This is a genomic window from Clostridioides sp. ZZV14-6387 (genome assembly GCF_020657835.1).
GTDB classification, from domain to species: Bacteria; Bacillota; Clostridia; order Peptostreptococcales; family Peptostreptococcaceae; genus Clostridioides; species Clostridioides difficile_A.
The window spans coordinates 1-402 of the sequence record NZ_JAGWCW010000130.1 but is presented as its reverse complement, the minus strand read 5'-3'; the positions used below and the strand labels follow the sequence as shown (position 1 = coordinate 402).

The 402-nt window shown below is 35.3% G+C and carries 1 protein-coding gene; it reads left to right on the top strand.

Annotation, left to right across the window (positions count from 1 at the left end; translation table 11 throughout):
* Nucleotides 1-402 (top strand): hypothetical protein (locus tag KGF38_RS20110; RefSeq protein WP_413926768.1); only part of this gene is annotated, 402 nt, incomplete at both ends.

Genomic DNA, 402 nt, shown 5'->3' with positions numbered 1-402 from the left:
TACTAAGACAATAACATATACATTTACACCAATAGAACAAACAGATGCAAGTCAAAGTGTAGTAGTAGGAGTTGAATACAAAGGTACGACTAAAAAAGCAGATGCATTTACAGTAGATGCGAAGGGGCAGGATGTAGTAGCAGCAGTATCAACTGTGAATGCAACAAATGGAACATTAACAATAGTACTAGATAAAACACCAACAGTAGATCCAATTGCAGGAGACTTTACAGCAACTAAAGCAATAGATGGAGGACAAGAAACGGAGTTAGCATTAGATAACTTCAAATACGAAAAAGCTACTAAGACAATAACATATACATTTACACCAATAGAACAAACAGATGCAAGTCAAAGTGTAGTAGTAGGAGTTGAATACAAAGGTACGACTAAAAAAGCAGA